The organism is Maribacter arcticus (assembly GCF_900167935.1).
Lineage (GTDB): Bacteria > Bacteroidota > Bacteroidia > Flavobacteriales > Flavobacteriaceae > Maribacter > Maribacter arcticus.
The window spans coordinates 219875-245204 of the sequence record NZ_FUYL01000008.1; the positions used below are offsets into that span (position 1 = coordinate 219875).

The 25330-nt window shown below is 34.7% G+C and carries 23 protein-coding genes and 1 pseudogene; 13 read left to right on the forward strand and 11 right to left on the reverse strand.

Translation table 11 applies throughout. The features are described from left to right. Positions 1 to 11 precede the first annotated feature (11 nt). The 6 genes from ilvB to B5X55_RS13655 form a co-directional block, all read right to left on the reverse strand. On the reverse strand, positions 12 to 1745 hold the full coding sequence (gene ilvB / locus B5X55_RS13630) for a biosynthetic-type acetolactate synthase large subunit (protein WP_079513184.1): 1734 nt from the start codon (positions 1743 to 1745) through the stop codon (positions 12 to 14). A 59-nt stretch (positions 1746 to 1804) separates the two neighbouring features. Further along, the gene (gene ilvD, locus B5X55_RS13635; protein WP_079513185.1) at positions 1805 to 3481 is read right to left on the reverse strand and encodes a dihydroxy-acid dehydratase; all 1677 of its coding nucleotides are present in this window, start codon (positions 3479 to 3481) and stop codon (positions 1805 to 1807) included. Between the two features lie 443 nt (positions 3482 to 3924). Continuing rightward, positions 3925 to 4764 carry a 5-oxoprolinase subunit C family protein gene (locus B5X55_RS13640; protein ID WP_079513186.1) on the reverse strand — a complete coding sequence of 280 codons (840 nt, stop codon included), beginning with the start codon at positions 4762 to 4764 and terminating at the stop codon, positions 3925 to 3927. Continuing rightward, positions 4757 to 5494 (reverse strand): 5-oxoprolinase subunit PxpB, encoded by a 738-nt coding sequence (gene pxpB / locus B5X55_RS13645; protein WP_079513187.1) that lies wholly within the window; start codon positions 5492 to 5494, stop codon positions 4757 to 4759. Before pxpB ends, B5X55_RS13640 begins: the two co-directional genes overlap by 8 nt. Beyond that, positions 5491 to 6234: a 5-oxoprolinase subunit PxpA gene (gene pxpA / locus B5X55_RS13650; RefSeq protein WP_079513188.1), complete on the reverse strand. Its 744-nt coding sequence runs from the start codon at positions 6232 to 6234 to the stop codon at positions 5491 to 5493. Before pxpA ends, pxpB begins: the two co-directional genes overlap by 4 nt. After that, positions 6235 to 7428, reverse strand: coding sequence for an Nramp family divalent metal transporter (locus tag B5X55_RS13655; protein ID WP_079513189.1), 1194 nt, complete (start codon positions 7426 to 7428; stop codon positions 6235 to 6237). A gap of 214 nt (positions 7429 to 7642) precedes the next feature. On the opposite strand from B5X55_RS13655, the gene B5X55_RS13660 reads away from it, so the two are divergent. The 3 genes from B5X55_RS13660 to B5X55_RS13670 all read left to right on the forward strand — a co-directional run bounded on the left by B5X55_RS13660 (position 7643) and on the right by B5X55_RS13670 (position 9857). Then, positions 7643 to 8089, forward strand: coding sequence for a hypothetical protein (locus B5X55_RS13660; protein ID WP_079513190.1), 447 nt, complete (start codon positions 7643 to 7645; stop codon positions 8087 to 8089). Between the two features lie 12 nt (positions 8090 to 8101). Next, on the forward strand, positions 8102 to 8665 hold the full coding sequence (locus B5X55_RS13665; RefSeq protein WP_079513191.1) for a hypothetical protein: 564 nt from the start codon (positions 8102 to 8104) through the stop codon (positions 8663 to 8665). A 76-nt stretch (positions 8666 to 8741) separates the two neighbouring features. Beyond that, entirely contained in the window at positions 8742 to 9857 is a 1116-nt protein-coding gene (locus B5X55_RS13670; protein ID WP_079513192.1) for a pyridoxal phosphate-dependent aminotransferase, read from the forward strand. A 114-nt stretch (positions 9858 to 9971) separates the two neighbouring features. Here B5X55_RS13670 and B5X55_RS13675 read toward each other — a convergent pair whose 3' ends face one another. The 3 genes from B5X55_RS13675 to B5X55_RS13685 form a co-directional block, all read right to left on the reverse strand. Further along, positions 9972 to 10850 (reverse strand): alpha/beta hydrolase, encoded by an 879-nt coding sequence (locus B5X55_RS13675; RefSeq protein WP_200811616.1) that lies wholly within the window; start codon positions 10848 to 10850, stop codon positions 9972 to 9974. Between the two features lie 136 nt (positions 10851 to 10986). Beyond that, positions 10987 to 12036, reverse strand: coding sequence for a DUF3667 domain-containing protein (locus tag B5X55_RS13680; protein WP_234999740.1), 1050 nt, complete (start codon positions 12034 to 12036; stop codon positions 10987 to 10989). 316 nt (positions 12037 to 12352) lie between these two features. Next, positions 12353 to 13105 (reverse strand): PepSY-like domain-containing protein, encoded by a 753-nt coding sequence (locus B5X55_RS13685; protein WP_159447549.1) that lies wholly within the window; start codon positions 13103 to 13105, stop codon positions 12353 to 12355. Positions 13106 to 14049: 944 nt separating this feature from the next. Here B5X55_RS13685 and B5X55_RS13690 point away from each other — a divergent pair. The 5 genes from B5X55_RS13690 to B5X55_RS13710 all read left to right on the forward strand — a co-directional run bounded on the left by B5X55_RS13690 (position 14050) and on the right by B5X55_RS13710 (position 18416). Further along, a complete protein-coding gene (locus B5X55_RS13690; RefSeq protein ID WP_079513196.1) occupies positions 14050 to 15057 on the forward strand; it encodes a hypothetical protein in 1008 nt (335 codons plus the stop codon). A gap of 10 nt (positions 15058 to 15067) precedes the next feature. Then, the gene (locus tag B5X55_RS13695) at positions 15068 to 15517 is read left to right on the forward strand and encodes a hypothetical protein (RefSeq protein ID WP_079513197.1); all 450 of its coding nucleotides are present in this window, start codon (positions 15068 to 15070) and stop codon (positions 15515 to 15517) included. A gap of 66 nt (positions 15518 to 15583) precedes the next feature. After that, positions 15584 to 16972 (forward strand): adenylate/guanylate cyclase domain-containing protein, encoded by a 1389-nt coding sequence (locus B5X55_RS13700; RefSeq protein WP_079513198.1) that lies wholly within the window; start codon positions 15584 to 15586, stop codon positions 16970 to 16972. Between the two features lie 215 nt (positions 16973 to 17187). Then, positions 17188 to 17586 carry a PAS domain-containing protein gene (locus tag B5X55_RS13705; protein WP_079513199.1) on the forward strand — a complete coding sequence of 133 codons (399 nt, stop codon included), beginning with the start codon at positions 17188 to 17190 and terminating at the stop codon, positions 17584 to 17586. Further along, complete coding sequence (locus B5X55_RS13710) at positions 17583 to 18416, forward strand: MBL fold metallo-hydrolase (protein WP_079513200.1); 834 nt, start codon at positions 17583 to 17585, stop codon at positions 18414 to 18416. The genes B5X55_RS13705 and B5X55_RS13710 overlap by 4 nt, the downstream gene beginning before the upstream one ends. A gap of 207 nt (positions 18417 to 18623) precedes the next feature. Here the strand turns inward: B5X55_RS13710 and B5X55_RS13715 are convergent. Beyond that, positions 18624 to 18879: pseudogene (locus B5X55_RS13715) on the reverse strand (ATP-binding protein); the annotation flags it as partial. A 192-nt stretch (positions 18880 to 19071) separates the two neighbouring features. Beyond that, positions 19072 to 20235 (reverse strand): DUF4382 domain-containing protein, encoded by a 1164-nt coding sequence (locus B5X55_RS13720; protein ID WP_079513201.1) that lies wholly within the window; start codon positions 20233 to 20235, stop codon positions 19072 to 19074. 426 nt (positions 20236 to 20661) lie between these two features. On the opposite strand from B5X55_RS13720, the gene B5X55_RS13725 reads away from it, so the two are divergent. From B5X55_RS13725 to B5X55_RS13745, 5 genes are all read left to right on the forward strand, one after another. Next, a complete protein-coding gene (locus tag B5X55_RS13725) occupies positions 20662 to 21420 on the forward strand; it encodes a DUF6090 family protein (protein WP_079513202.1) in 759 nt (252 codons plus the stop codon). A gap of 363 nt (positions 21421 to 21783) precedes the next feature. Then, positions 21784 to 22644 carry a PIG-L deacetylase family protein gene (locus B5X55_RS13730; RefSeq protein ID WP_079513203.1) on the forward strand — a complete coding sequence of 287 codons (861 nt, stop codon included), beginning with the start codon at positions 21784 to 21786 and terminating at the stop codon, positions 22642 to 22644. A 383-nt stretch (positions 22645 to 23027) separates the two neighbouring features. Continuing rightward, the gene (locus B5X55_RS13735; protein WP_079513204.1) at positions 23028 to 23456 is read left to right on the forward strand and encodes a DUF6526 family protein; all 429 of its coding nucleotides are present in this window, start codon (positions 23028 to 23030) and stop codon (positions 23454 to 23456) included. Between the two features lie 121 nt (positions 23457 to 23577). Continuing rightward, positions 23578 to 24369 carry a DUF6090 family protein gene (locus B5X55_RS13740; RefSeq protein WP_079513205.1) on the forward strand — a complete coding sequence of 264 codons (792 nt, stop codon included), beginning with the start codon at positions 23578 to 23580 and terminating at the stop codon, positions 24367 to 24369. Positions 24370 to 24617: 248 nt separating this feature from the next. Then, positions 24618 to 25330, forward strand: a 713-nt coding sequence (locus tag B5X55_RS13745) for a DUF6090 family protein (protein ID WP_234999741.1), incomplete at its 3' end; no start/stop codon positions are given.

The window sequence follows — 25330 nt, forward strand, 5'->3', positions numbered from 1 at the left end:
TTATATTTATTCTACTGCAATCTAATTTCAGAAACCGATGCACCAGAAGGAATCATAGGAAATACATTACCCTCTTGCTCTACTTTCACTTCCAAGAAATAAGGATTTTTAGAAGCCATCATTTCTTGAATAGTAGCTTTTAGATCTTTACGTTCAGAAATTCTTTTGGCTTCAATACTATATCCTTCCGCTATTTTAACAAAATCAGGATTTACCATAACTGTAGAAGCGTATCTCTTTTCAAAAAAGAGCTCTTGCCATTGACGTACCATACCCAAATGATCATTATTCAAAACAACAATCTTAACAGGAATTTTATGCTGGAAAATCACCCCCAATTCTTGTATAGTCATTTGAAAACCACCGTCACCAATAATAGCAACAACTTCCCTATCCATTGCGCCCATTTTAGCACCAATAGCTGCAGGTAATGCAAAACCCATAGTTCCCAATCCGCCAGAAGTTATGTTACTTTTGGATTGTGAAAATTTCGCATATCTACAGGCAATCATTTGATGTTGACCTACATCGGTCACAATAACCGCCTTATTATTAGAAGCTAAATTAATCTCCTCAATTACTTCTCCCATGGTCAAACCAGGTTTGGTAGGGTGAATATCATTTTTTATAATCGTATCAAATTCAATTTGATATTTCTCTTTAAATATATTGTGCCATGCTTCGTGTTTGCTGTCTTTAATTAATGGTAGTAGTAAACCTAAAGTTTCTTTAGAGTTCCCTAATACCGCTACATCTGCAAACACGTTTTTATTTATTTCGGATGGGTCAATTTCAAAGTGAATTACTTTTGCTTGTTTTGCATAGTCTTTCAATCTACCGGTTACACGATCATCAAATCGCATACCTATAGCCAACAAAACATCACATTCATTCGTCAATAAATTTGGACCGTAATTACCGTGCATTCCTACCATACCAACATTTAAGCGATGGTCTGTATCTAATGCAGAAGCACCCATAATGGTCCATGCAGCAGGTATACCAGCTTTCTCAACCAATTGTTTAAGCTCCTTTTCAGCCTTTCCAAGTATAATTCCTTGACCCCATACGATAAATGGTTTTTTAGCATTATTGATTAAATCGGCAGCAGCCTGTATTGCACTTATTTCTGGTTTTGGAACCGGCTTATAACTACGTACCCCTGTACATTTCTTATATGAGAACTCAAATTTTTCAATTTGGGCGTTCTTGGTAATATCTATCAAAACCGGACCTGGTCTTCCCGACTTGGCTATATAAAATGCTTTCGCCATAACCTCAGGAATCTCTGAAGCTTCGGTAATTTGATAATTCCATTTTGTCACAGGAGTTGAAATACCAATAATATCAGTTTCCTGAAAAGCATCGGTACCTAATAACTCTCTAGTTACTTGCCCCGTTATACAAACCATTGGAGTAGAATCTATCTGCGCATCGGCAAGACCTGTCACTAAATTTGTTGCTCCAGGACCGGAGGTTGCAATAGCAACACCTACCCTGCCTGAAACACGCGCGTACCCTTGAGCAGCGTGTGTTGCACCTTGTTCATGCCTTGTTAGTATATGCGTTAATTTATCTTGAAATTTATATAATTCATCATACACAGGCATAATTGCACCACCTGGGTAACCGTACATTGTTTCGACCCCTTCTGCCAACAAACAATGAATTAGTGCCTCTGCTCCAGAAATCTGTATAGCTTTCTTAGAATCTGTACTTGTTTTCTTTTCTTTTAATGTTTCCATAAGCCTCCACCCGACTCCCTTCAATTGAGGGAGAGTTTACGGGAATTTTAATTAATATTTTAAAATTCGTCAGTTACACAGCCTTGTGAAGCCGATGATACTGTACGAGCGTATTTATATAAACTACCTCTTTTCACTTTTAACTCTGGTTGTATCCAAGCTTTTCGTCTTGCCGATATTTCATCATCTGAAAGATTGACAGAAATCTCATTTTTCTCAGCATCGATAGTTATTATATCACCATCTTTCAACAATCCAATAGTTCCACCATCTTGAGCTTCTGGAGAAACATGCCCAACTACAAAACCGTGTGTACCACCTGAAAAACGCCCATCTGTTATTAAAGCCACATCCTTACCGAGTCCGGCACCCATAATAGCGGCTGTTGGTTTCAACATTTCTGGCATACCAGGCCCACCTTTGGGTCCTTCATAACGAATGACCACAACATCACCTTTTTTAACTTCTCCTTTACCAATACCTGCATTTGCAAAAAACTCGTCATTATATACTTTTGCTGGTCCAGAGAAATACAATCCTTCTTTACCTGTAATTTTAGCTACTGAACCTTCAGTTGCCAAGTTCCCGTATAAAATTCTTAAATGGCCAGTAGCCTTAATCGGATTACTTAAAGGTCTTATTACTTGTTGATGCTCTAATAACCCAGGTACATCAGCTAAATTCTCAGCTATCGTTTTTCCTGTAACTGTTAAACAATCACCATGTAACATTCCGTTTTCAAGCATAAATTTCATTACTGCGGGTATACCACCTACGCGATGAACATCTTCCATAAGAAATTTACCACTAGGTTTTAAATCGGCCAAAAATGGTGTTGTATCACTAATTTTTTGAAAATCATCTAATGTAAATTCTATATCAGCAGCCTTAGCAATAGCCAAGAAATGTAATACCGCATTAGTTGAACCACCTAACAATGTTAATAAGCGTACCGCATTTTCAAATGATTTACGCGTAATAATATCACTAGGCTTAATATCTTTCTCCAGTAAGTTTTTTAAAGCCTTACCAGATTCAATTGCATCATTCTGTTTTTGTTTTCCAATTGCAGGATTTGAAGAATTGTAAGGCATTGCCATACCCAATGCTTCAATAGCAGAAGCCATCGTATTTGCAGTATACATACCCCCACAAGCACCAGCACCAGGACATGCATTTTGAATTACACCCTTATAATCTTCTTCATTCATTGTACCCGCTACCTTCTCTCCCCAAGCTTCAAAAGCAGAAACAACATCTAGCTTTTTATCTTTATAGCATCCAGAAGCGATAGTACCACCATATACCAATACAGAAGGTCTGTCTAAGCGAATCATAGCCATTAAAGCGCCCGGCATATTCTTATCACAACCAACTACAGTAACCAATCCATCATAGTTCATTGCTTGAACTACAGTTTCCATAGAATCTGCGATAATATCTCTAGAAGGTAAAGAATAACGCATTCCGTAAGTACCCATAGAAATACCGTCACTTACCCCAATAGTATTAAACACTAAGCCTACCAAACCACTATCATTGACACCAGTTTTAACTTCTTGTGCCAAATCATTCAGGTGCATATTACAAGGATTCCCCTCATAACCTGTACTACCAATTCCTATTAATGGTTTTTTTAAATCATCTTCGGTTAAGCCTATAGCATATAACATTGCTTGAGCTGCCGGTTGCGTTGGGTCTTGGGTTACATTCTTACTGTGTTTGTTCAATTCCATAATGTAATTCTTGTATGCTTATCTTGATTACTTTGAGCTATAGTATCAAAGATAAAAGTTTATAAAAATTTCTATTTTTAACAATAATTGACAGTACAAATTCATTTCATCTAAAATTCAATTAATTAACTGATTATCAGTTATTTAGACTACCATTATATACCACATTCAATACTTCAAAACTATATGATAATATTTTTAAACTATAAAAAAACCTGTATCAAATATATTTGATACAGGTTTTTCTAAACAACGAAAAGCTATATCATCCCTAACCTGGAATGACTACGATCACATTGATATTTAAAAAAGATAATTTCATACCACAATAGTACATAAAATACAATTACAAAAAAAGTATCCTAAAAATGAAATCTTAAACTATTGGATTATTAGTTATGAACTATATACAATAACTATATAGTTTAAGAGTATTGAAAATATTAAACCAGCTTAAAATTAACCTTATCTCCGCCTCTTTTTTGTGCCAAAATACAAATAGCTTTATCTGTTAGCTGAAGTACTCTTGGGTAACCTCCTGTAGTTTGCCCATCTTTCATCAATACAATTAATTTGCCAGCAGGAGTAAGTTGAACAGTACCTGGCAATGTTGCCGATGTTAACATTGACATTTCATGCGAAGAAATAGTCTCTTTAATTTGATATGCCATTCTATTGTTCTCATGAGCTATAGTAAATGACTTGGAAAAAATCTCTTCTAAATGCCTATCGCTCAATAAATGAAACTCAGGACCTTTACTTACTTCTAATTTATTGTCGTCTAAAAACGAGTCAACTTTAATTTCTGAAATTTTCGGTTGAAACAATTTGCTATCAATAAACGGAACAACATCATTGTCACGTAGTCTATTCTCTTTGGTAATAGGCTTGTAAAAAGACCTACTACCCAATATCTGTTTTGAGGTAAATCCTTCTCTAACACCTAAGTAAGATCTAAATCCTTTATCTAATCGACCGAATGAGAGAATATCTCCAACTTCAATCTGGTATACTTTATAATTCTGAATCGGTAAATTATTTAAGGTTGCTGACATCTCTGCCCCACCTAGAGCCATATAGGTTTCCTCTTCAAACATAAGTGTTGGCCCGGTCATCGTAATCTCTAAAACTGCAGCGGAAACTTCATTTTCTAATAATGAATTTACTTTAAAAACGGTCATTTCATCCATTACCCCAGAAACTGGAACACCCTTATTTCTGAAATGAAACCTACCTGAATCTTGAACCGTAGTATAAAAACCCGCTTTTAGTATTTTAAGCATTTAACTTAATTTTTTCAGGTTTATAAATACCAACTTCGGCCTCTATCTTATGCAAATTATATTCTGCCCTAGATATTTGATAAAACTCAATTTTATCACCAACATTAACAAAACAAGGATTTTCTTTTGAAGCATCAAAAATAGGAACAGAACAATTTCCGATAATATTCCATCCTCCAGGTGATTCTTGTGGGTAAATACCTGCTTGTTTTCCTGCAATACCAACCGCACCCTTAACCACCTTTAGTCTTGGTGTTGCTTTTCGTGGTACTTCTAAGTCTTTCAACAAACCGCCTAAATACATGAAACCAGGCAAAAAACCTATTCCGTATACAGTATATGTCGTACCAGTGTGCATTGCAATAATCTCAGGAATAGTCTTATTAAGTTTTTTAGCAACCTCATCAAGGTCTAAGCCAAACTCTAAATCATATGAAACCGGTAATCTCCATAAATACCGATCTGGTTTTTCAGATTCTTTTAACTGGGAATATCCGACATTTATATCCTTTGAAATTTTTTCAAAATCAATAGTCTTTTTTCTATTTATAAGCAGAAGAGAATTGTATGAAGGTACCATTTCCCAATCCTTATCGGATAATATGTTAAACCTAATATAAGTTTGAAAACGTAATATAGTTTCTAAAATATGTTCACTTACCTCATGGGGCCATTCAATAAGAACGGAATGTACACCGAAGGACTTAATATTTATTTTAGGGGGATTCACGGTTTAGCTTGTAGATTATGTTCTGGTAAATGCTTTGTAATATACGTCAAAATTTGAAAAGCCGATGGGGTATCGCCATGAATACAAAAGGTATCTGCCTGAATAGGAATTTTTTTTCCGGTGACAGTTCGTACCTGATTTTCTTTATACATAAGCACCAAATGCTCTAAAACCTCCTCACCATTTGATATTAGTGCCTGATCTTGTTTTCTAGAAACCAAACTTAAATCGTTATTGTAGTTTCTATCGGCGAAAGCTTCTTTCATAATATTGAAATCATTAGCTTTTGCTAATGATTCAATTACACTACCATATGGAACATATAAAATAACATTATCCTTATATGGTAAAATGGCACTTAGAAAGACATTCGCTAAATGTTCATTTTTGGCAATATCATTATAAAGTGCACCATGAGGTTTAATATGATGAAGAGTTGCACCCATTTCATTGCACTCGGTCATGAACAGTTTTAATTGATTTCTAATACTCTCAATTAAATCAGCGTCGGATATATTCATAGAAACTCGACCAAAATTTTCTCTATCAGGATATGAAGGATGTGCCCCAACCCTAACATTAAATTTAAGCGCTAATTCTATAGATTGACTTATCGATTCTTTAGCGCCAGCATGACCGCCACAAGCTATATTGCAAGAACTTATCATTGGAAACAAATCGGCCTCATTACCGATACCTTCACCAACATCACAATTGATATCAATTATCTTATTTCCCATTTAAAATAATCCTAACACAGTTAAAATACTTTTAGCTCCCAATAATATCGAAAGGAGAATAATAGCCAATCCTATACAATTTTGCAATAAGGTGTTTTTATATTTTCCCATAACACCTACCCTATTAACTACCCATAGTAAAAATATGGCGATAATGGGTAAAAGCAATCCGTTAGTGATTTGGGCAAATTTTATAATTTCTATAGGTTTTATACCAAAGGATAGAAAAACCACGCCTAAGACTAAAATCAGTATCCATATAGCCCGAAACTTGGCGTCTTTAAATTCAGCCTTCCATCCAAAACAACTATTCGCTACATACGCAGCAGCCAAAGGAGCTGTAATAGCAGAAGTAATACCTGCTGCCAACAAACCTATTCCCATAAAATAAAGGGCTGCAGAACCATAAAGCGGCTCCAATGCTTTTGCCATATCTAACACATTATTAACTTCTGTACTTTTTATAGCTGCCGCAGATATTATTATACTTATAGATACAAGTCCACCTAATATAATAGACACCAAAGTATCTCTCTTGGCAAGTTTTAAATCTTTTTCTGATTTCCACTTCTCACTCACCAAAGCTGCATGTAAAAAGAGATTATATGGTACCACCGTAGTACCTACCAAAGCTATGATAGTCAAAATACCATCTTCAGGGATTGATGGAACAAATAATCCCTTTACTAATTCCCAAAGATTGGGCTGTGTCAATACGGCTGTCATTACAAAAGACAGGCTCATTATTAATACAAGAAATATAAAAACCTTTTCTAAGGCTTTGTAATTCCCGAAAAAGAGAAGTAAAAAAGCTGCTAGTCCCAATATAACTGGGTATAACTTACTATAGCTCAGTCCGAAAAGAGCCTCCATCCCTAAGGTAGCACCACCAATATTACCTGCTTCATATGAAGCATTTCCTATAATAATAGCAGAAAATATAAGAGTGATTACACTATTTCTTATCCAAGGGTTACTTAACTCTTGTTTTATAACATCGGCCAATCCTTTTTGAGTTATGATACCTAATCTTGCCGACATTTCTTGAAGAACATAGGTAGCAATAATAGATAATAGCATGGCCCACAGCAAACTAAACCCAAAATTTACTCCTGCAAGAGTACATGCGGTAACTGTTCCCGGACCAATAAACGCCGCAGCTACGAGAACACCCGGTCCTAATTTCTTAAACATGGATTAAAATTATCATTCTTGTAAATATAATCTCTAAATATGAATTGGCTCACCAACGATAGAATCAATTTCACCACAATTTTAACATTTCAAAATGCCGTTAATCTAAAAAAATGCAGTTCGTCTAAAAGTTGGACGTCATTCATCGAGGTTACATACTAATCTTAAAAAATCGTGGTTATTAATTTCCCCAAACCTTAAACTTAGCCTATTAATGATTTGTTTAGAATGTAAGAAAGAACTCGGTTATTTAGATCATAAAAATGCCATGGAAAGTGCAGGTGTAGAACTCTGCAACAAACATCATGCGCGTATTGAGCAATTAATCAAGAAAAATGATACCCCATTAGAAGCTATTCAGCTTTATTATGCGCTTAAAGAAGCTGGTGTAAACTCGATGTTAGAATGGTGGGATGGTAAGAAATCAATAGATATCGCCATTTCACGTGTAAAACTCAATATTGAAATTGACTCTAAATATGATAAACTGACCGAACATGAAGCTATTAACAATTTAGAAGATGCTATGCATTCTTTTAAGAATGGCTTTACCACTATTCGTATTCCTCATATTGTAGTACGGTACTACTTAAACGAAACCGTAAATAATATCATTGGGATTATGGAGGGTCTAAAAGCCAATATCAAAGTAATTAATTAAAAAAATAGAGACATGGAAAAATCTAAAAAAGCATTTAAAAATCCGATTCGGGCAGCCTTAGCCACCCTTTTAATAGGTATGCTAATGCAGGTTCTTCAATGGCCATATTCAGCAGGTATAGTATTTATTTCTTTTACTTCAATTCTCATATTATACACCATCCGTTTTTTTAGGAAGACAGAAAAACTTACGATAGACCTTATAAAAATGGCTTTAGTTCTATTTTGGACAACCAACGGTATATTAACCATTCTAGCTTTTCCATACACAGTAATTTTTCAAGTCGGTACAGCGCTTACATTTATAGCATGGTTTACTATGGAAGGTACTGCTTACTTTATGGACAAGGAGGGTAATTCAAGAAATAGCCTAACTGAAATAATTTGGAACTTTGTAATGGTCATAGGCGTAATCACCATTATTTCTGGTGGTATTATGCACTTATTAAGTTGGGACTATTCAATTCCAATTTTAACAACAGGGCTTACGATAGTAACTAGTTTTATTCTAAAGGATATTTTTACGGCCCCTAAGAAACAAAAAGATGATGTTAATAATGAGGAGTTATATTCCTAATTAGAAGTAACCATCTGTTTCTCAAATTAAATTTTTTATAGGCAATTTTCGTATCTTTTACCCAAAGGGTATACATATGAACACTATTGACCGACGACAATGGCTTAAAACTGCTGGACTTTCTAGTGGTTTTACTTTTTTAGGTGGATTTGGAGCTTTCGCCTCACAAATCGAAAAATCTAATTATTTCGAAAAATCAAGTATTGCAAAATTAAATTCTAATGAAAATCCGTACGGGCCATCAAAAGCAGTACGAGAGGTAATTAAAAACTCATTAGATATTGTATGCAGATACCCCTCAATGGTGCTACATCCATTGGTAGAACAAATAGCCCAGAAAGAAGGTGTAACTAAAGACCACATTGTTATAACTGGCGGTTCTACAGAAGGTTTAAAGGCTGCTGGCCTAACCTACGGAATTAATGGTGGTGAAATTATTGCTGCTGACCCTACCTTTCAATCGCTCATGACCTATGCAGAGAATTTTGGTGCTACCGTACATCGAGTTCCTGTAGATAAAAACATGGGACATGATTTAAATGAAATGGAGAAAAGAATAACAGCTAAAACAGGTTTAATTTTTATATGCAACCCTAACAACCCTACAGGAACACTACTTGATAAAAATAAATTAAGAGATTTTTGCTCTTCCGTTAGTCATAGAACAATGGTATTTAGTGACGAAGCATACTATGATTTTATTACTGAACCCGATTACCCTTCAATGATTGAATTGGTAAAGGAGAATATGAATGTTATCGTCTCAAAAACATTCTCAAAAGTTTATGGCCTTGCAGGACTTCGAATTGGATATTTAGTTGCTAGACCAGATATTGCTACTAGACTGAAAAAAAACATTATGGCTATGTCAAATGTTTTAGCGATTGAAGCTGCTAAGGAAGCATTAAGAGATGATGAGTTTTACAAATTTAGTGTTGCTAAAAATGTGGAAGCTAAAAATCAAATCTATAAAACATTAAATGATTTAAACTTAGAACATCAAAAATCGCATACCAACTTTGTTTTCTTTAAAACAGGACGGCCCATAAGCGAAATGATGGCTGCCATGGAAAAAGAGAATGTTCTTATAGGTAGGCCCTTTCCACCATTTAACGATTGGGCAAGAATAAGCACAGGCACTATGGAGGATGTTATGCTATTTGACAAGGCCTTGAAAAAAGTATTGAGCTAATAAATTTCTAGGCTTACTTTGAAACTATTAGTTTGCCAAAAATTTAAATGTATTGCAGCACCAATTACAATCTGGCTATAGTGAAAAAATCACCTACTAAAGAATGAGCAATACCTATTTCCAAAAAGTATCACTAATAAATTGTAAGCCAACTGGTAAAGACTCACGCCAAAAAGGCCAGGTATGCGCCCCGTCCCGAACCCTGTATTCATGCGGTATTTTTAGTAGGGTTAGCTCTTTATGTAATTGGGCATTTCCTAAAGTAAGAAAATCATCGTCCCCGCAATCAAAATATATCTTTACGGTTTTTAACTGTTCAACTGCTTTGGTTTTAACCAAGTGAAGTACATCGTAGTTTTCATAGCTCTTGTTTAATCTATTTTTACCTTTCTTACCAACCATATCGGGCATCGCTTTGGATACATACCCATTCATTCCGTCTTGCTCTGAAGAAGTAACTTCATCCTCTGTAAAAACGGCAGAACTAAATGCGGCACAGGCTCCAAAAATTTTATCATACTTTAAAGCTAATTTTAAGGCACCAGCTCCCCCCATCGATAAGCCACTAATTCCCGTGTATCGTTTTCCTTTACGAATGCGATATTGACTTTCAATATACGGCATTAATTCTGTCATAAACATATCTTCATAAGCATAAGTCCCATCCGATCTGTTCATATAAAGTCTATCATCGCCATCTGGCATTACAATAACCATTTTTTGAATATTTCCTTCTTTAATTTCATGGTCTACTATACGTTGCATACTACCTGCTTCAATCCAATCTGTTTGATTACCTGTATATCCATTTAGAAGATAAACCACAGGGTAATAACGTTCAGAATGTTCGTAACCATCTGGCAGATAAATCGAATAATTTACTTCGGTTTTCAATAACATACTTTTCATACTGCGACTTTCCAAGACTTTACTCTGTGCATAAAGAGTAATGGTTATCGTAAACAGAAGTGAAAATAATATGAGTCTTTTCATGACAATTCATTTTTAAATTTAATAAAGACATTGACCTACTCTAAACTATATAATGTTTATCGATAATAAGTTAACTAATTAAACAAACTCTTATCAACTATAGACTAGACAAAGTACATTTGAATTATATAAAAGTTCAATATAGCATAAAGGCCACCATAATTATTCCTATTGCAGCTACTGGCACAATGATAAGCATATAGAAAAATGAAATGATACTGGCTTTGAAGAAAGCGCCTAACCATGAACTTTTATAAAAATTTCGTAGTGCTAACATAAGGTATAATACAAATGAGAAGCAAATAAGCGTTTTGATTGAAGTGGGAATCTCCCACACTTTATTTACCAATAGCATAACGCAAAAAGATGTGAATATAAAGGTGAAGTAATAAAAGCTAAATACTAAATGATGGGCAAAAGTGGCCGGTTTCCAATAAAATACTTTAAGAAATACGGCAAAAAGTGGTAAAAGAAGAAACATTGCAATAGGTATTGTATCGTATAATACCTGAATAATACCTCCACCCTGTTGTTCATAAAACTTCAGCATTTGAGCATAGAACTTACGTCCAAAGGCATTTTTATCTTCCTTCATTCCCATAGCCTCCAATTTTTGATTTAATGGTGCACCTACGGCGATAAGAGAGTCCAACAACTTGCGTTCAAAACCAAATGATATGTTTGCTATCCCCGAATCTGAAGTCATTACCGAATCTAATCCTACTAGTTCTTCGTCGGATAAGCCTATAATCTTTTGATTTTTTTTAATGGCCTTTCTGGCTTCTGTAATATCCAATGAATCTGTATTGACCGAAATAGAATCTAAATTAATTTCCTGCTCCATCCCTTTTTTGATTACTTCAGAAACCTCATTATCCGCTTTACGAACGGTAAAGGAAAAAATAAAAAAAAAGACAACTGAGATAAAGAGGTAAAACTGTGCAGGATGCAGGTATTTAAGTCGTTTTCCATCAACAAACCGCCGTGCAAGTACACCTGGCTTTATCATGAGGGTAAGAAAACTCCTAAAGAATCTAGCGTCTATGGAAAAGTAATTTTCAATGGTATTACTAAACAAGACACCAACGGTAAGGTTGTCCGTAGCTTCCATGCCGCAGTGAGGGCAGTATTCAAAAGATGAATCAAATGTTTGTTCGCAGTTTTTACACTGTTCTGTGGTTGGCATATAAAAGGCTTTGTCTAAAATTACAAAATAGATGGACTCCTCCGAAGAACTAAATGTAAAATCCTAATTTATAACATGGAGCATAAGTCAATAAGCGGTTTAATTGGTATGAAATCATATGCTATTTTAATCACTTCAAAATCAGCAACTAAATATTTCCTTATATTGGTATGTAAACCGCCAACCACTACTTCTTCTATAACTCTTCATAATACAAATTAAAAACCCTGTTACCTAACTCTAAAAAACAGTTAGGCAACAGGGTATTTTTGTTATTGCTTGGGACTATACCCCTTTTTTAACAATATAAATTATCTTAATCTTCATCCACAGAAAGGAAATTTCCTTCGGCATCGAAATAAACTTCCAACCCATTGCTCATGGTTACTTCAAAATCTCCTTCATCTTCAATTTCCGCATGTACAATGGTAAGATTAGGGTAGGTCTCTTCCAAATACGACAGTGCCATCTCTGGTAATTGGGCCGGGTCTATAGTGTCTCCATCATCGTTTCCATCTTCTTCTTCCCAGTCATAATTTCCATCATCATCTTGGTCGTTTTCATCGACACCAACACCCTGGAAATCACCATTGATATTAAAAATCAAAATGGTATCGTCATTCAATTCCACTTCGTATTGATCATTATGTTCTAGTTCTGCTTCATCTATCCCCACTCCAGGATAATTTAGCTCGATATAGTCCAAAATAACTTGCAATAAGTCTTCTTTAGCAATTTCAGAGTCATCGAAATCACCATTTTCTTGGCTGTCATCATCTATGCCTAAAAAGGTGCCATTGGCATCAAAAATAAGTTCTGTGCCATCACTTAATTCTACCTCAAAATTACCATTATCTTCTTCTTCTGCCTCATCTATGGTTAGATCAGGATATTCACTTGCCACAAAATCTAAAATCTCCACGGGCAAATCACCAACTCTAACTTTTGCATCTGCCTTTAATGCGATGCCCACGGGTAAATCATTTAGAGTATCCTCATTATTTTTGCTGCAAGACACAACAGTAAAAACACTTAAAGCAACTAGTGCCATTTTTTGAATGGTTTTCATTTTTAAATTGTTTAATAGGTTAAATTCATTTCTCATTTGGGGGTAATCAATTTTTTGATTCATAGGTATTTTAATTATAACGATGGTTTAGAATAATATGTACATCTATATATTAGCTATAACAATTAAGATGGAAAATACCCTACCAAAAATCTAAATCTATTTGATATTCAAGATTTTTTTAGTTGTTTTTAACTTCTGTTTCTTATATCTATTGTTGTTTAGCTATTTTTTGAAAACAAACAATATTGTAGGCAGTTAGTCAAAAAATCCATGGTCATTGTTGCTCATTATTATAAGAGTTTAAAGTCTTCAATAAAACTGTATTTGAACAACATAGCGACTGTCTTCTTGTCAACTATAGTGGTCCACCAATTAAGTTTAAACCATGATTAAAAATTTCCTTATATTGATAAGGAAACCGCCAACAACTACTTCAGATGATTAAATTCTTTCGGAAAATACGCTACAACCTATTGACTAAATTATGTTGCCGCACTATACATAAGAAATAGAAGATAAAATACAGATGGAATGGCAATCAGCGTTGAAATAAACAATACTCCAAGCGAAGAAAGAATCATTTTTGTAGTAGACAATTCGTTCTCTTTACTATTCTTTTTTAAGGAATAAATAACCGTTTTACGGCCTTTGGTTCTACATAAGTTATAAGAATGCAACCGTTAACATGTGCTACTTCAAAGAAATATCACGCTTTGAAATTTTAATATAGCTGGTCTTCGGTGCTTTGGATGGTTTGAAAATTTTTACTGGATTTAAAAAAACAACGCGGTTATTTTATTTTATTTAACTTAACTTAGAAATGTTAACCTTTAACTAGCTATTTGTGATTATTGAACAGGTTGAAACTTAAGATACAATAGTATAAATAATCTCCTAAACGTTGAACGGATTAATCACTGGTTAATTATTTAAGAAGAAGCATGAAATTAATTCGTTTATTATACTTCATCATATTCTTAGGTCTCAGCGGATCAATTTTTGCGCAGGACACTAAGATTAGAGGTTTTATAGATATCAACTCTTCCTTAGAAAATGACCATCTAAGTTTTCAGATTGGTGAATACGATTTGTTTATCACCTCAGAGATCAACGACCGCATATCTTTTTTAGGTGAAACCGTATTTCGTTACGATTTAGACAAAAATGATTTTGAAGTGAGTGTGGAAAGGGTCATTTTTAAATACAATTATTACGGAAATCACAGCTTTCTGATTGGAAAACACCATACTCCTCTAAATTATTGGAATGACTCCTATCATCATGGGCGAGTTTTCTTTCCAACCATTGATAGACCCTATCTATTTAAGGCAGGAATCATCCCCTTACACACTACCGGGGCTTCCCTGCAAGGAATGAATTTAGGAAAACTAAGGTTCGGCTATGACTTAATGGTAGGAAATGGTATTGGTTCAAATGACCTAAAGGATAACGATACACACAAATCATTAACAGCAGCGGTGCATATAAAACCCTTAGACAGGATGCGAATTGGCGCTTCCTTTTACCATGACAATATTAGTCCGGACGGAGAGGATCACCATGGTCTAGGTCTTGGAATCGAAGAAGCCGTTAAACAGCAATTATACACCGCTTCCTTTGCTTATTTTGGTAAAAAATTAGAGGTACTTACCGAAGCGACCTATGCCGCTAATACGGCGGAGAGCAGCGGTACCGTAAATTCAATTTCATCATATTTCTATGCCGGTTACAGAATTAAAGAAAAAATAATACCCTATTTCCGTTTGGACAGTTCACATTTTGAAGATGAGGAGTTTTACTATATCAATAATGATGTAACCACCTTTACAACAGGAATTAGATATGAAATAAATTATCTAGCTGTTGTGAAACTGGAATACCAGCATGAAAGTATAAGCCTACTCGATAATATTAACAAGGTAAAACTGCAAATCGCAATAGGATTTTAATCAATAGTACATGAAGCAAATTATTTTCAATATTGTACTTATGTTTTTACTGGGGCTGCTCACCCCTTCCTTGATTTGTGCCCAAGATGCCCAACTTATAGTTGTTGGCAACAATGTCTCTGTTCCTTCTGAAATGGACTTCAAACAGTTGAAATCTGTCCTCCGGGGAGAGAAGATGAGATGGAACGACGGCAAGCAGGTCATCATTGCATTAATGAAATCAAACACTCCGGTTGGAAAAGAAACCTGTACCCGTATTTATAATATGAGCCCTAATGAACTAAACAAGTACTTCTTGGCACTCGTATTTCAAGGAAGAATAAAAGCCCCAACCTTTTTTACCTCGCCCAGCGAATTAAATGCATTTGTTGCAGAAACCCCGGGTGCAATAGGTGTGGTAGATAGTACTCATGATTTAACGTTGAAAATAATTACAATTGATGGTGAAACTAAATTATAAACTCCTATCATCGCTCTCATACACTATAGGTTACTCAGCATATTCTAAAAATCATATAGCCAATTAATGATTCTATCTGTACAATCTAAAATATTAATGACCGTCTTATCGGTCGTGCTTATGTTTGCCCTTTTTATTCTTTTTTATTACCCCGCTAGGCAAGAAAGTATTTTACTTGAAAATTATAATTCTGAAATTGAACATTATGCTAATTCTGTTGCACTGGGTGTAAAGATTGCCCTTACCGAAGAAAATTTTGAAGGGGTAGAAATGTCCTTAAATTACGTACGGGATGATAATCGTTTACAGTTTGTAAGTATTATTCAAAATGATAGTATTTGGAATGAAAATAGCTCAGGTTTTGAAATAAAAAAAGAGGTCTTTATGACCTTCCCTGATAGTATAACGGTTGACCCTTATCTTGCCTCCACAGAAGATTTTATAATCAAGACAAGTCCGTTTTCCACACCTGCAATGAATGGGGAAGTAATGCTTAGCTTTTCTACGAATGAAATTGCAGTGGGCAGACGACAAATACGTATTGCATCTGCAATTGCAAGTTTAACCGTTTTTGTAATAGGTCTTTTAATTGGGTATTGGTTGGCCAGAAAGATATCTGTACCTGTCTTGGAACTACGGGACGCGGCTAACCGGGTAGGAGAAGGAGATTTTACGCAATCCGTAATTAATACCTCTAAAGATGAAATAGGTGAACTGAGTATTGCCTTTAATAAAATGGTACGGGATCTGAATTCCGCTCAAATTGAAATTTCGAAACGTACCGAAGAGCTAACCGAAGAGAAGAAAAAATCTGACGAACTTTTGCTGAACATTCTGCCTATTGAAACAGCCATGGAGCTGAAATCTACTGGAACGTCCAAGGCAAAATATCATGAATCCGTCACTGTTTTATTTACTGATTTCAAAGATTTCACCTCCATTTCAAAAACCATGAGTGCCACCCAGCTGGTATCAGAATTGCATAATTGCTTCTCTAGGTTTGATCACATTATTAGAAAATATAATATCGAAAAAATTAAGACTATTGGGGACGCTTATATGTGCGTGGCAGGGTTGGATACTGAAAATGAAGATCATCATTTTGATGTAATCAAAGCGGCTATAGAAATAAACGAATGCATGAAGGAATACAGAAGGGAGAAAGAAGAAAGAGGGGAAATAGGTTTTGAGATACGAATAGGAATACATTCAGGGCCCGTTGTTGCCGGTATTGTAGGGGTTGACAAATTTGCCTATGATATTTGGGGAAGTACAGTAAACTTGGCTTCAAGAATGGAAAAGAACAGTGAGCCAAATAAAATCAATATATCCCACTCGCTATATCAAGTCGTTAAAACAAAATATGAATGTACTTGCCGGGGAAAAATAGTGGTAAAGGGTCTAAATGAAATGGAAATGTATTTTGTGAATGGGCCAAAGGAATCCTTTTCTTAGCAACTAAGAAGTACTCAGTGATGTGGAATTAATCTGTTATTCATCTTTCTGTTTTTTTTAATGAATTATTTTGAAACATTTTTAAAACAAAGGACAATTGTTTTACTGAACTAATGCTTCAAAAAAAGTTAACTATCTATTCAACTGCACTATTATAGCAAAAACGAACTATTTTTTATATATTTAAAAGGTTGTACCGTTAAAACTGCCTGCCTATGTCAGCATACGAAATTGAAATTATCTTAAGCAGGCAGCTGGCAGATAGTCTTACAGTGCCAGTTTTTATAGTAAATCCTGAAGGAACCTTAATTTTTTACAACGAACCCGCAGAAGAAATACTAGGTAAAAAATTTGAGAACACCGGGCCAATGCCCGTAGATGATTGGGGCACTTCATTTTTTCCACAGGATGAGGATGGAAGGGATTTAGCCCCGGAGGAACTCCCGTTGGTACAAACCATAAAAAACAAGGTGCCGGCACACAAGAGCTTTTGGATCAAGTCCCTTAATGGCAAATACACTAAAATATCGGTAACCTCTATTCCTATAATTGGGCGATCTAAAAAATTTTCGGGCGCTATGGCCATTTTCTGGGATAATGATTTCATAGGATGAAGGTAAAGCTACATGGTACCCGAGGAGCATATCCGACTTCAACCTTAAATAATCAAACATATGGAGGAAATACTCCATGCATAGAGATTATTAATGGTGAGGAAAGAATCATTGTTGACGCAGGTACCGGGATTTTAGGAATCGATTTTGACACCTTTTATAAGTCTGACCGAATCGATATTTTGTTGACCCATTTGCATATGGATCATATACAAGGTCTTGCTTTTTGTAAACCCTTGTTCAATCCCAATAAAGAAATTCATATCTGGGGCCCTGGAGGTAGTCCTGAATCACTTCAATCTAGATTGAATCGGTTTTTATCACCACCCCTTTTTCCAATACCATTAAGAGATATCCCTTGCAATCTTATTATAGAAGAACTACCGAATACAAGTTTTACACTCGGAAATTTTTTAATAACCTCAGAGTTTATAAGCCATCCGGGACCTACTGTTGGCTTTCGCATTCAATGTGGTTCCAAATCGGTAACCTATATGCCAGACCACGAACCTGTAATTGGCAAAGCACACCTTTTTCCTGAAAACGATTGGGTTTCAGGATTTAGATTGGCCTATCAATCAGACCTCCTTATACATGACTCCCAATACAGCAAGAAAGAATATATAAACAAAGTGGGATGGGGACATAGCTCCTTGGATATAGCTGCGGAATTCTGTTCACGGACAGAGGCAAAACACCTAGTACTGTTCCATCATGATCCGGCACATTCTGATGAAGAGAGAACCCAAATGTTTGAAAATTTTATGCGAAAGTCCAATTATAATTTCCCGATTGAGCTAGCTGTTCAAGGACATGAGATAGAAGTCTAGTCTATTTATGCCAGCAGTAAGTTTTAAAAATATTATTAAGTGTCAATATATCGATATAATTGAACTTGAGTTAAAAAAAATAAAAACCAAATACCTATTTAATCTCTTAATAAATTAACCTATTACAGCAAGTATCACTAAAGTTTTAGATTTCCAATAATTGTACGTTGTCTTAGGTTCAACCCGTTAATAAAACCTAAAATTAGTCGAGATCTTACTCAAATACCACAACTTTTCAGCCGGAGAAGATGTTACTGGTTCTTCAGGGTCGTCAAAGTACCTTCCAAACTTGGATTCATGCTAGCCACCAGCATAAAATTACTTTGATAGGTGGCCGTAAAACTTCAAGAACACCACGTTTAAATTCAGGAAGTTTATCCAAGAATAAAACTACCTTGTGCGATAAGGAAATTTCTCCAGGTTGCGGGTACTAACCGCCTCCTACTAAAGCCACATCTGTGATCTTATCCAATATGGTATCTTAATTCTACTCTAATTAACACACCCATAGTGCACTTGTCTTTGTCCAAGCAATCTATATTTACACTTATCTTTAAGTGTAATCAATGCAGGTAATGCACTTAACCAAAAAAAGACCTACATTTTCATGTAAGTCTTTCTTTTGTCCGTAACAAAACGAATATATTCCTATATACTATTCTATTAACAATAGTTCTATGCTTTCCGCTATTTCATATAAAACACCAAATTCAACATCAATAGGTGTAGATTCATAATCAATATATCCTTCATTAGTTATTTTTAGAACGTATGAATCTGTCATCAGTCCTTGAAATGAAAAATCTCCATTTATATCCGTAGTTGCTGTAGTTATCGAATTGACGAGGTCGTTAGCAACAAATATTTCAACAGTCACATTTTCCAATGCGATAGGGTTTTCATCATCCACCGTTAATTTACCTACAACATTCCCTTTTATAGAATCAGATAGCAATAGTTCAATACTTTCTCCTAAAACATTAACTACACCAACTTCGACAACAATTGGAGTATCTTGAGGAGTTTCATAGTCTTGATATCCTGAATTCATAATTTTAAAGATATAAGAACCTCCTGCAAGACCTAAAAATGTAAAGTCTCCATTTACATCCGTTTGAGTAGAACTAACAGAATTATCTAAATCATTAACAGAAAAAACACCTACTGTAACATTTTCAAGAGCAACGGCATCAGCTTCGCTATTACTCAACTTTCCAATAACGTTTCCTTTAACCGTTCCAGAATTAACTTCAGCATTTACATTAATAACAGGTTTTAAATTATAATTTCCTGAATTACCTGCTTTCACAATTGATTTATCAACATCCCAGTCTAGTATAAAAGTATATGAAAAACCAGGTTCTAACTCTGTATCTAATTTTAATTTCAAACCAGACTGCTGTGCACTAGGAGTGTCAAGATCAATAGGATTGGGCTCTCCATCAATAACAATATTGTTGTTATCGCTTAAGACTAATCTTATTTGTTTTAACATACCTGAAGGAATAATTTCATCTGTCAATAAAAGGGTATTGTCAGCAATCAGTTCTGTTAGATCAACATTGATAGGATATTCACGGTCAAAACTTTTCCAACCTTCATCATCTTCTGAACTATTATATTGAATATCTACAATCTCAACATTTACTTCCATATAATCACCAGGAGCATCAACTAAGACTAATTGAACTCTGGAAGTTTGATCTTCTGAACTTAATTCATCAGTAGGTGAAATACTTTCACTACAACTTTGGATACTTGCCAATGAAAAAGTAGCAAAGGCAATGAAAACTAAAGTTCTTAAACTTTTTAAAATCATTTTATTTTATTTTATTTTATTTAATTTTATTTAATTTTATTTAATTTTATTTAATTTTATTTAATTTTATTTAATAGTTATTAAAATAGTATACGAATTAATCCTTCAGATTAATTCGTATACCCATTGTTATCAACATAACAACTTAACTAACAAAAACCCTACCTTATTTTAATAAAAAAAACATTTTCTTCTCCAAACAGGCTCTTTTAATATTTAATACTGTCACTTAGAACCAATTAATAGTAATGAAAGTATTAGTGTTTCGTAAAACTCCGCTACTTTCATAAATCTACAAGCATCGTATGAAATCATCTGTTGCTCTCTACAATGTGTAGGTTTTTAATATTGTCATTATTCATTTAGTCTTAAGCTGTTAAAGATTATTCATTAACTTGGAGAAGTAATCGCCAACCGATACTTCGCATGATTAAATTCTTCCGTAAAATTCGTCAAAGACTCCTTACTGATAACAAGTTCAGCAAATACGTTTTGTATGCTATTGGAGAAATTGTCCTTGTAGTTATTGGTATTTTGATTGCATTGCAGATAAATAATTGGAATGAAGAACAAAAAAATAAGGTTATCGAACAGCAATTATTGACGTCGTTGTTACTAGAGCTTGAAACCAATCTCACGATACTCACTGCGACTATTGAAACCAATACCGAAATTATTAAAAATTGCATAACTATTGGAAAATTCACTGGGCCGTCATTACCTGTACTAAGTGAAAAAGAATTGTCCCAAAATATGGTGGGAGCTTTTAAATATGCTTCTAGGTATATACCCAACCAAGGAACTTATAATGAAATAAATAATTCTGGAAAATTATCAATCATTTCTGATCCATCCTTGAGAAAGGCAATTTCTGAATTACAATCACAATTAGAACTTGTGAAAATTCAAGAAAACGCTGTTACTGAAAGGGGGGCTTACACCCATCAATTCTTTATCAATAATGGAAATTTTAGAAGACACTTAGATATTATCGAGGACGCTCTTATTGCTGTTGAACCAAGTAGGTTTCCAAACAATGACTTCACTTTTCTTGAAAAGCCAGAATTTGAAAGCAATCTTTACATATTCATTGTAATGTCAATAAACCTAAATAAGAATTTCTATTTACCGCTAGAAGAGCAATCTAAACGATTAATTGCGCAGATAAGGCAAAATATAGAGTAAGGCTAGAACGCATAAAACACATATTGCATAAGGGTTTTAATATTTGATTCAAGCAAAAACTAACAACATATACGTTTAATAGCTACCAATCTCCTATTCCACACTCTGTTCACAAATCTGACCACCACTACTTTGGTGGCGCTGTATAATGGGAGGTCTCCGAAATCATAGTTTTTGAGCTACTTATGGCTGCATTAGGTATTGATGGCGTGATCATTTAAAAATGACCCAAGTGAAAAAAACGTATTTCGGATAGCGAATCAATTTCCACCAAAAACGAAAATGAATTGATGATCGCTTTTATCCGGAAGAATTGGAATGCGTAAAATACTTATATTTATATACAGCATAAATTGTATACTGATGAAAACTACTAGATTCTTAATTTTTGGCTATTTGATTTTTACCTCACTAATTGGGTTTGCACAACCCAAGGAAACAGTTGAAAACTGGAAAGGGAAGAGAATACTTTTGATCGGGGCTCATCCTGACGATGACCATCAGTCACATGGCACATTAGCTATGCTAAACAAAAATGGTAATGAGATATATATCCTGACCATGAGTACCGGGAATGTGGGAACGAAGGATCCAAATCTTGGAAAAGATGACCTTGCCAAGATCAGACGTATCGAACAACTCGATGCAATGAAACAGATTGGTTTATCTGAAGATCGGTATATTAATTTGGGTTATGATGATGGTAGACTCGAATTTGCAAATAAGGAAGAAGCTATTGGTAAATTGGTATATTATATAAGAAAGCTAAAACCCGATGTATTGATGGCTTTTGATCCTGGGTATAATTATCAGGTTTGGCACAAAAGTGACCATCGTGCGGCTGCATATTTAGCTGCTGATGCGGTGAGAGCCGCAGAATGGCCTTTGATGTATGAAGGACATATCATACAGGACAAATTAGAGGCGCATGTTATTCCTGAATTCCTTTTCTATGGCGGAAATGTGTCGGACAAAAACACCACCGTAAATATTACTGATTTCGTAGAACAACGTGTCAACGCAGGCTCCAAATATGTGAGTCAATGGACATCAGGATGGAATAATTATCTAGGACATGATATTGATAAATATCCTACTGCAGAAAAGGAAAAATTATTTAATAACATCAGGAAACGCATTAAAGTAATCGATGGAAAATCAGTTGAAAGATTTAGATACCATCAAGGAGCACCAGATTCCATGGGTCATGCACCGCGGGATTAAACCAGCTACAATCTATTTGCAAGTAGGAACCAAGCTACCCCTTTTTTCCGATAAGTGTTCTACTTGAAAAAGTATATAAAAGCCGTCTTTTTATTCGGTATGGTTGCAATTTGTTCAGAGTGGTTTTTTTACTCGAATTCTCGCTGTAAACGAGCGCGAGTAGAAGGAACTAAACTCATACTTGAAGGCACGAGCGTGACGCTCGCGCTAGCGAGGGCACTCGTTGTAAACGAGCGCTAGCCGGGGAAAAAACGACTGATTAGTAAAATTTCAATAAAACGGATAAAGAATTATAATAACAAAGCCACTCGATAGTTTGAGTGGCTTTCTTTATATTCGAAAAGTACTAATGAATAAGATTATCTTTAAATCAAACTAAAAAAATGGAAGAACAGAATTTTAAAAATCATGGTAAACTTGTAAAAGGGTTTCATGGACTCTTGTTTATTGCGATACTAGCTTTATTAATCGGTGCTATAAGCAATCTTATTCGTACCAGTAGTGATAACCTGTATTTAGCTTCTTTAGTAGTGCTAATCGCTATTATATTTTTAATTATGGCATGGTTTGTACGCAGCTTTCCTTTAAAAGCACAAGACAGGGCCATAAAAGCTGAAGAAAATTTGAGGTATTATGTAATGACAGGCAAATTATTCCCTAAAGAACTAAAAGTAGCCCAAATTATAGCGCTACGTTTTGCGAGTGATGAGGAGTTTTTACCCTTAGTAGAAAAAGCTTTAAAAGAAAACTTAACGAACAAAGAAATAAAAATGCTCATAAAAAATTGGAGGGCAGATGTTTACAGGGTTTAAAATATAATTACCAACTGTACAAACAACACTCTTTCAAAATTTCGAAAGAGTATTTTATGATCAAACATGCACAGCTCTAGTCCCGATACCTTGATGAGGAAACCGCCAACCACTGCTTCACATGATAAAATTCTTTAGAAAAATAAGACAGCAACTTCTGACTGAAAATAAGTTTAGTAGGTATCTGCTGTATGCGATAGGTGAAATTGTGCTTGTGGTTATCGGGATTTTGATTGCGCTACAGATTAATAATTGGAATGAAAGTCAAAAAGATAGGAAGGCAGAGAATAAGGCTTTGATTAGCTTGAAGCAAGAATTTGATGAGAATGATAAACTACTCAATAAGCTACTAATAATAAGAAAGAAGCAGGAAAAGCAAGGTAGAACCTATCTACAACTGATAACGGACGAGACGATTCCCATTACACAAAAAATTGCCGCCAGTACTCTTGATATTAATAATTCTATCTGGGGTGTCACGAATACTGTTCTTAACGGCTTGGTAAACTCTGGAGGGATAGATCGAATCCAGAATGATTCATTGAAAGTCCTGTTATCCAATTGGCCTAATCTTGTAGATCGTTTTAAAAAGTATGAGGAACGATATATAGAAAGTGTAAGAAATTTAGAAGATTATGAAAATGCCATAATCCCCAGACCGGTTGTGAAAAATGGCAATTACAGTCATAAGTGGCCAGGTAATTATTATCCAAATAGTATGGACAAAAGGTTGGCGCCCCTTAGAAAAGATCTTATTAAGGATATCAAATATTATAATCTCATAGGTACTATGACTAATGACCTTTACGGTTCTTTAGTTCTCGGAACTGATCTTAGAAATGACTATAAACGAATTTCACAACTAATCATTAAAGAGCTTAATTATAGGGGTATTCACCCCCCTGGGAATTAATCGATTTTTGGTGCCAATACAAATAAAAACCAAATTGAAATTAATATAAAAGCAATTCAAGTTTTAACAAAAGTCTCAATTGTTACAGTACATTGAAACTGCTCATGTAGGTGCACCGTTCCCAAACTACCATTACATCTGTAATGGTATATAATGGGGTGGTCTTCCAAATCATAGCTTTCAAGCCACTTAACTGCCTAATTAATAATTCATTATCTTGTTAAGGCAACCGCTAACCACTACTTCAAATGATTCACTTCTTTAGAAAAATCAGACAAAGATTACTGACTGAAAACAAATTCAGCAAATACTTACTTTATGCCATAGGCGAGATTGTGCTTGTTATGGTCGGTATCTTACTGGCACTTCAAGTTAATAACTGGAATGAATTAAGAAAAAAAGAAGAAGCAGAAATACAACTGTATCATAAAATTATTGCTGATTTAAATTCGGAACAAGCTGTTATAGAGAATAAAATCAGAGATCTTAATGCTCATCAAAATATTCATTTCCAAATCTATTTTGAATCACAAGGAAAAGCAGAATACAATCCCACTATCAATTATAAAAGTTTGTATACTTATTCTCTTGTCCAGCTGTTTTTTGATGAAAATTACTCCAAATCATTACCTCTTATAAATGATAATGAAACACATAACCTACTAAAAAAATATATAGACAAAGAAAAGATAACAACTACTAGTAATATTCAATGGAATGAGATTAAAACTGAACATATAAAACCTTTTTTAGCTAAACATGGCATTAAAAACACAGAAGCTGTATTTGAAATCCAATCACCCGATGACTGGGCGGCAGTTAGTTATTCTCAACTTATTTCATATCCCAAATTAATTGAACAATATGGCACCATTGAGTTCGATCAATTACTTTATGAACTTCGCGTATATACAACTTGGTTGCTGCATAACTTTAATTTATTGAAAAAATCGAATCGAGA